Annotated in this window: 7 protein-coding genes; 3 read left to right on the forward strand and 4 right to left on the reverse strand. The window is 64.1% G+C overall.

Annotated features, from left to right (window positions below):
• Positions 1 to 213: 213 nt before the first annotated feature.
• Genes rpl12p through C493_RS01730 form a run of 3 tightly spaced genes read right to left on the reverse strand, consistent with a single transcriptional unit; the run spans position 214 to position 2,269 of the window.
• Positions 214 to 567, reverse strand: a complete 354-nt coding sequence (gene rpl12p / locus C493_RS01720) for a 50S ribosomal protein P1 (RefSeq protein ID WP_007257663.1) — start codon at positions 565 to 567, stop codon at positions 214 to 216.
• A gap of 24 nt (positions 568 to 591) precedes the next feature.
• Complete coding sequence (locus C493_RS01725; RefSeq protein WP_007257664.1) at positions 592 to 1,635, reverse strand: 50S ribosomal protein L10; 1,044 nt, start codon at positions 1,633 to 1,635, stop codon at positions 592 to 594.
• 1 nt (position 1,636) lies between these two features.
• The gene (locus C493_RS01730) at positions 1,637 to 2,269 is read right to left on the reverse strand and encodes a 50S ribosomal protein L1 (RefSeq protein WP_007257665.1); all 633 of its coding nucleotides are present in this window, start codon (positions 2,267 to 2,269) and stop codon (positions 1,637 to 1,639) included.
• Between the two features lie 242 nt (positions 2,270 to 2,511).
• Here C493_RS01730 and C493_RS01735 point away from each other — a divergent pair, with 242 nt between their 5' ends.
• The 3 genes from C493_RS01735 (at position 2,512) to C493_RS01745 (ending at position 4,496) form a co-directional block, all read left to right on the forward strand.
• The gene (locus tag C493_RS01735) at positions 2,512 to 3,120 is read left to right on the forward strand and encodes a hypothetical protein (protein ID WP_049889074.1); all 609 of its coding nucleotides are present in this window, start codon (positions 2,512 to 2,514) and stop codon (positions 3,118 to 3,120) included.
• 61 nt (positions 3,121 to 3,181) lie between these two features.
• Positions 3,182 to 3,556, forward strand: coding sequence for a DUF7475 family protein (locus C493_RS01740; protein ID WP_007257667.1), 375 nt, complete (start codon positions 3,182 to 3,184; stop codon positions 3,554 to 3,556).
• Positions 3,549 to 4,496 (forward strand): CDP-alcohol phosphatidyltransferase family protein, encoded by a 948-nt coding sequence (locus C493_RS01745; RefSeq protein ID WP_007257668.1) that lies wholly within the window; start codon positions 3,549 to 3,551, stop codon positions 4,494 to 4,496. The genes C493_RS01740 and C493_RS01745 overlap by 8 nt, the downstream gene beginning before the upstream one ends.
• Before the next feature lie 3 nt (positions 4,497 to 4,499).
• Here C493_RS01745 and C493_RS01750 read toward each other — a convergent pair whose 3' ends face one another.
• Positions 4,500 to 5,909: an MBL fold metallo-hydrolase gene (locus C493_RS01750; protein WP_007257669.1), complete on the reverse strand. Its 1,410-nt coding sequence runs from the start codon at positions 5,907 to 5,909 to the stop codon at positions 4,500 to 4,502.
• Positions 5,910 to 6,145 lie beyond the last annotated feature (236 nt).

Here is a 6,145-nt window from a genome sequence, read left to right on the forward strand (position 1 = left end):
GGTTTTCTCCATCTATTTTGTAAATTTACCTGAGTCACTTAATTTGTACTATATCTCATTTCCACCGATTACTGTGGCTGCATCGACGAGGCGGGGTACTCGAACCGACCCACCCGTCCCCGTCATCTCGCTGGAGAACCGTCTGTAGAGAGCCGTTGCTGCGCGGAATTGGGACGAAAGAAAATCGAAGATTCGAAATCGTCGGTGAACGGCTTAGCCGAAGAGTTCGCCGAGGCCCTCGCCGCCAGCCTCTTCGTCCTCGTCGTCGTCGTCATCGTCGTCCGTCGTGTCCGGGACGTCGCTGGTCTCCTCGGCGTCGCCCTCGTCGCCACCTTCGTCACCGCCAGCAGCGGCAGCGCCGCCCGCAGCGGCTCCGCCTGCGGCGGGTGCGACGGCGGCCTCGGAGACGGCCTCGTCGATGTCGACGTCCTCGAGCGCGGCGACGAGCGCCTTGACGCGGGACTCTTCGACGTCGACGCCAGCAGCGTCGAGCACGTCCGTCAGGTTGTCTTCGTTGATCTCTTCGTCCGTTTCGTTCAGGATGAGTGCAGCGTAAACGTATTCCATTGTAGTGTCCTCCAGTTGTGTTGATTAGCCGAACATCGCACCGAGACCTTCGCCGCCGCCAGCGTCGTCGTCATCGTCATCGTCGTCGTCTTCGTCGGCGGCCTCCTCTGTCTCGGTGTCGTTCTGTTCATCAGCCGATTCGTCTGCGCCCTCGTCGGCCGCCGGCTGGGCCGGCGCCTCGACGCCCTGCAGTTCCTCGGGCAGGGCCTCCTCGTCGTCGATCTGGGCCGCGAGCGCACGCAGCTGTGCGTCGGCCTTGGTGACGAGGTCGGGCATCAGGTCTTCGTCCTCGATGGCGGCCTGCAGACCGAGGCTCTTGGCCTCGCCCGTGGCCTTGGCGATGAGCGTCGGAACCGTCGCCGCGGTCGGGAAGCTCGCGTTGATTGCGAGGTTCCGGGCGCGGGCGGCGGCCGTCTGCACGTCGCTCTCGTAGGCCTCGATGTCGATGTCGAGGTCCTCGGGGTCGAAGAGGACGCCGTCTGCGACGACGGCGCGAAGGTCGAGACCGACCTCCTTGGGTTCGATCCCGAGCTCGTTGAGCACGTTCGCCAGATCTACGGACACTTCCTCGCCGGCCTCGAGGACCGTCGAGTCTTCCATGACCTGGATCGAACCGTCCTCGATGCGCGCGTTGGCGCCGATGCTCTGGAGTTCGCCGACGAACGGACCGGGATCGATCCCGGTGTCACCCTCGGGGATGACGATGTCGTTCGGGGCGACCTCGCCCTCGTTGATCGGGGCCGGCGTCTTCGACGCCTCGAGCTCCTTGTACAGCGAGAACGGGTTCTCGTTCGTGCCGATGATGCCGACCTGGCCTTCGACCTGGTCGACGAGGTCCTCGAGTCCGGTGCCCTCGAGGGCACGGACCTGCAGGGTGTTGCGGCTGACGCGCAGCTCCGCGGTGCCGTGGAGGTCACGGCGCATGTCCTGGAGCTGCTTGCTCGGAATGCCGGCAATGCCGACGATGCCGACGCTCTCGTAGCTCTCGATGATCGCTTCGAGCTCGTCGACCTCTTCTTGCTTCCACTGGGGAAGGTTCTCGGTCTTGCGTTCAGCCTGTGCGCTCATGTTAGGCCACCTCCACGGACGGGCCCATCGTCGTCTTTACGTAGACGGCGTCGATGTTCTGGGGCCCCTTCTCGAGGTCGGCGTGCAGGCGACGCAGGATGACGTCGATGTTGTCAGCGACGTCTTCAGCGTCCATCTCTGCCGATCCGACGAGCGTGTGGAACGTTCGTCGGTCGCCGGAGCGAAGCTGCACGGTATTTTTGAGTCGGTTGACGGTCTCGACGACGTCGTCGTCGGGAGCGAGCGGGTCCGGCATCTTCCCTCGGGGACCGAGAATGGTACCCAGGTGCCGGGCGATGTCTTGCATCATCGCCTCTTCGGCGATGAAGAAGTCCGTCTCGTCGGCCATATCCTTGGCCTCGTCATCGTCCAGATCGGCCACGTCGTCTTCCGAAAGGACGTCGTCCGCGACCTCTTCGGCGCGGACGGCGGTTTCACCTTCGGCGATGACGACGATGATCGTTTCCTGGCCGGTTCCGGACGGCAGGACGATAGACTCGTCAACACGGTTCGACGGTTCGTTCAGGTCTAAGTCGCGCAGATTAATCGCAAGGTCGACCGTCTCGGTGAAGTTCCGATCGGGTGCGTCCTCGAGTGCGCGAGCGACTGCGGTTTCGATATCCGTATCTGCCATCGTTCACCTCCGTAGTACGCAGGAGTGCTCCTACGGGTAGTGAAACAGGCTACGCCTGTCTCTCTTGAACGAAGTGCCATGCCGAACTTAAACCCGTCGAACTAACCTTCGCTCGAGAGACGTTCACATCGCCCGTCTGCGTCACGAATCGGCCGTTTCACCGTCCCGGGCCATACCAGTCAACGATATTGATAGTCACGATCATCGAAAATATTATGCTTGGGTATCGTGTACTGCTGTCCATGCGGCCATCAGGCTTATATGGGATGAGTGGGTTGTCGGGGCTCGAGTCGGTCACGCCGGTACTCGTCAGCGACCTTGGCTTCGAGGCGTACACGGCACTTAGCGCGCTCGAGCGGAGCGGATTCCAGCTCGTCGCGACCCTCGCCGTCGCGGTCGTCGTCCTCGGGCTGTTACAGGGGTACGGACCCACGACCGTGTCGACGGCGCGACGCAGTCCGGTCATCTCGGTCTGCGTCGGCCTTCCGAGCGTGCTCGTCGTCGTCGGCCTCACGAGCGTGGGCTATCTGCTCGTCGGGACGAGCCTGGGGACGTTCTTCGGGATCCCGATGGCCGTCTTCGGCGCCGCGGTTCTCGTCGTCTTGACGGTGCTCGGATTCGTGACGATCGGACGGGCGATCGCGGCGCGACTCGGCCGGGATCGGCTCTGGGTCGGCGTCGTCGTCGGCAGCGCCGTCGCGGGCCTCGCCGGGCTTTCGATTCCGCTTACCGTCGCCGTCGCGGGAATGGCCGGTATGCTGGGACTCGGCGCCGGTGCGCGCGTCCTCGTCAGTACCGGCGGCGTCTCGAGGCCGGACGAGCGAACGGTTCCACCCGCGAACAAGATCTGACTCGAGACGCTCCAAGACGAACCGACGAAAAGCGTTTTTCGACCGGCGTTGGACGTCCGATATGACGGCTCTCGGAAACGGACCCGCTCTCGAGACCGACTCGCTCTCAGCGCGCCACTGGCTCGGCATCGGACTCGCGCTCGTGACTGCGGCCGTCCACCTGGTGCTCGGCATCGATTTTCTCCCCCACTGGATGGGCGCAGCATTCCTCGTTTCGACGGTCGGCTTCGGCCTCGGCGTCGTCCTCGTGCTGGTCGGCTACCGACGGCGATTCGTCTATCTGCTCGGGGTCCCCTTTACCGCCGCACAGATCGTCCTCTGGTACGCGCTGAACCAGCCGGCCGCCGTCGGCGATCTCTCGAGTGCCGAACTGATCGACAAGGTCGCACAGGTGCTGTTGATCGCCGTGCTGGTGGTGTGTTACCGTCGTGAGTGACCGATCGCCCGGAACCGCCGACGGCGACGCGGCCGACCTCGAGTCGGCGTCCGATAGGGACGCCGATATCGACGACGCGGCCGACCTCGAGTCGGCGTCCGATAGGGACGCCGATATCGACGACGCGGTCGCCGTGAGCGAGGCGTCGAACCGCGGCGAGACGACCGCCACTCGTCGTCGCGTCCTCGCACGGTGGGGTCGCGTGACCGCGGGCGCTGCAGTGATGGTGGGACTCGCGTTGCTCTCGCTCTCCCTCTCGCCGCCGTGGGCAGGTGGCCCTCCGGCTATCGTACTCGCCACCGTCGGAGCGGTGCTCGCGCTCGAGTCGATCCTCGTTTTCGGCCTGCTCGCGGGCGGGAGCCCCGAGCGCGACTCGGCGCCGGCGCCGGCGCCGGAGCCGGTCTCGCTCGCGACGTGGATTACCGTCTCGCGCGGCGCGGCGATCGCCGTCCTCGCAGGGTTCGTCGTGACGGCGCCGACGGCGGCCGGCGCGAACGTGTGGCTCCCGGCCGCGTTGTTCGCCGTCGCGGCCGCGCTCGACGCGGTCGACGGAGCGGTCGCCCGTGCGACCGGGCGCGTCACCGACTTCGGCGCGCGACTCGACGTAGAGATGGACGCGCTGGTCGTACTCGTCGGCGCGCTCGTCGGCGTCCGCGAGGGATCGCTGCCGGCCCTCTTCCTCGCCGTCGCCGGGGCCCGATATCTGTTCGTCGCCGGCCGCTGGTGGCGACGGCGACGCGGACGGCCGGTCTTCGAACTGCCCCCGAATCGGCTCCGTCGCCCCCTCGGCGCGCTCGCGATGCTCGCGGTGTGGCTCGCGCTGTTGCCGGTTCCTGGCGACGCCGTCTCGAGCGCGTTCGCGGCGGCCGTCGCCGTCCCGTTCCTCGCGAACTTCTGCTGGGACTGGTTCGGAGTGACGGGTCGCGTCGGCGGCGAGTGACGGTCAGTCCTGTGCCGTCTCCGTGCTTGCGGTCGCGTCGGTGGCAACCGAGATGTCGACCCCGTCCGTGTGGAACGAGCCGAGACAGAGGTAGAGCCCCCGCTCGTAGACGTCCGGCTCCTTCTGCATCCCAAGGTGCGAACCGATCTTCGCGTCCGCCCAGTACGCGCTGTGGGGTCCCTCGAAGAGTCGTTTTAACAGTCGTGGATCGACCTCGAACTTGACGTACGCATCGTAGTCGTCAGTATCGGGAGCGGCCACGTAGCGGTAGCCCCCACCGTTCATCGAGAGTTCGAGGTAGACCGACCCGACCATCGAGACGAGCACCATCGTCTCGGTCGCGTATCCGATCCGCTCGCGTTTCGCCTCGAGGTTCTCGTAGGCGTAGGGCACGTAGGCCTGCAACTCGGCGAGGCTTGGCATCGGATCGGCTTCGTACGTAAATGAGCGCGTCGCCAGTTCCTCCTCGATGTAGCGCTGTTTCTCGTCCGGATCGGCGGGCTCGAACGGCGCAGAGCGCTCGCCGGTCTGGAGGTCGATGTGTTCGCCAGTGTTGAGGAAGACGCACTCGTGTTCGCTCGGGTCGACGGCGTCTTCGAAGAACTCGAGTGCCGTTATGCGGGGTGGATTGGCCGTATACTCGTTGAGATGGGCGAGGTCGCCGGCGAGTACGTACTCGCCGGCGAAGGGCATGTAGTAACGCGGCTCGAAAATTTCGATGAACTCGAGTGCGCGCTCGTGTTTTTCGCGGATGACGCGGTCGCGCTCGCGAATCTTCTTCTCATGGGTGTAGTCGGTGACGGCCTGCGGGTAGAACTGCGCAGCGCTGTACTGGTGACAGAGTAAATCTACGTCGCCGTAGTCGCGTTTGACCGACCGACAGACCGACTCGGCGATTGAAAACGGCACGTCGTTGGTGTTGACGAGCGTGTGTGTCCCGTCGTCGATGACCGCCATCGAATCGACCTGTGTCGATCCCGGCGTTTCGGCGTCGTCGTCGTACCACGTACAACCGAAGTAGTTTCCGCACTTCTCGGGGTCGCAGCCGTCTGCTGCGAGGACGTTGATGTGTGTGTCGCCTTCCAGGTGCGTCCGCTCGTCGTGGGGCAGTTCGATCACGTCGAACCCGAGGTCGGCGATAGCGTCTTTCAGGTAGTCCCACCGGTAGTCGTGGACGAGAACCGGAACGTCCACGTTCAGCCACTCGAGGGTAGCCGGATCGAAGTGGTCTGGATGGATGTGTGAGATATAGATGTAGTCGACGTCGTCGAACGCCTCGGGCTCGAAGTCTGGTTTGGGGTAGTGCGCCCACGACCCGTAATAGGCGCCGTCCTGCAGCCAGGGATCACAGAGTATCGACGTCTGATCGGTTTCGACGAGGATCGCAGCCGATTCGAGGTACGTTACTCGCATACGTCTCTCGAGTGGCGATCCAGGCTTCGTTATGTTGGAATTACTTACTTCTCATACATTGTTAATTATTGGTATGTCTCCATTATAGCCTGACGTACTACTTCGCTTCCCGTTCGGGTCTCGTCAGCAGCGGTCGGACAAACGACCACGCTCTTCTGTAGGAGATTGTTGATACTGGTCAGCTGTCGCTGTGAAATCGAAGAGAGCAAGGACACCGCGTCAGCGGTGTCCGTTAG

Origin of the sequence: Natronolimnohabitans innermongolicus JCM 12255, from assembly GCF_000337215.1 — an archaeon.
Classification (GTDB): domain Archaea; phylum Halobacteriota; class Halobacteria; order Halobacteriales; family Natrialbaceae; genus Natronolimnohabitans; species Natronolimnohabitans innermongolicus.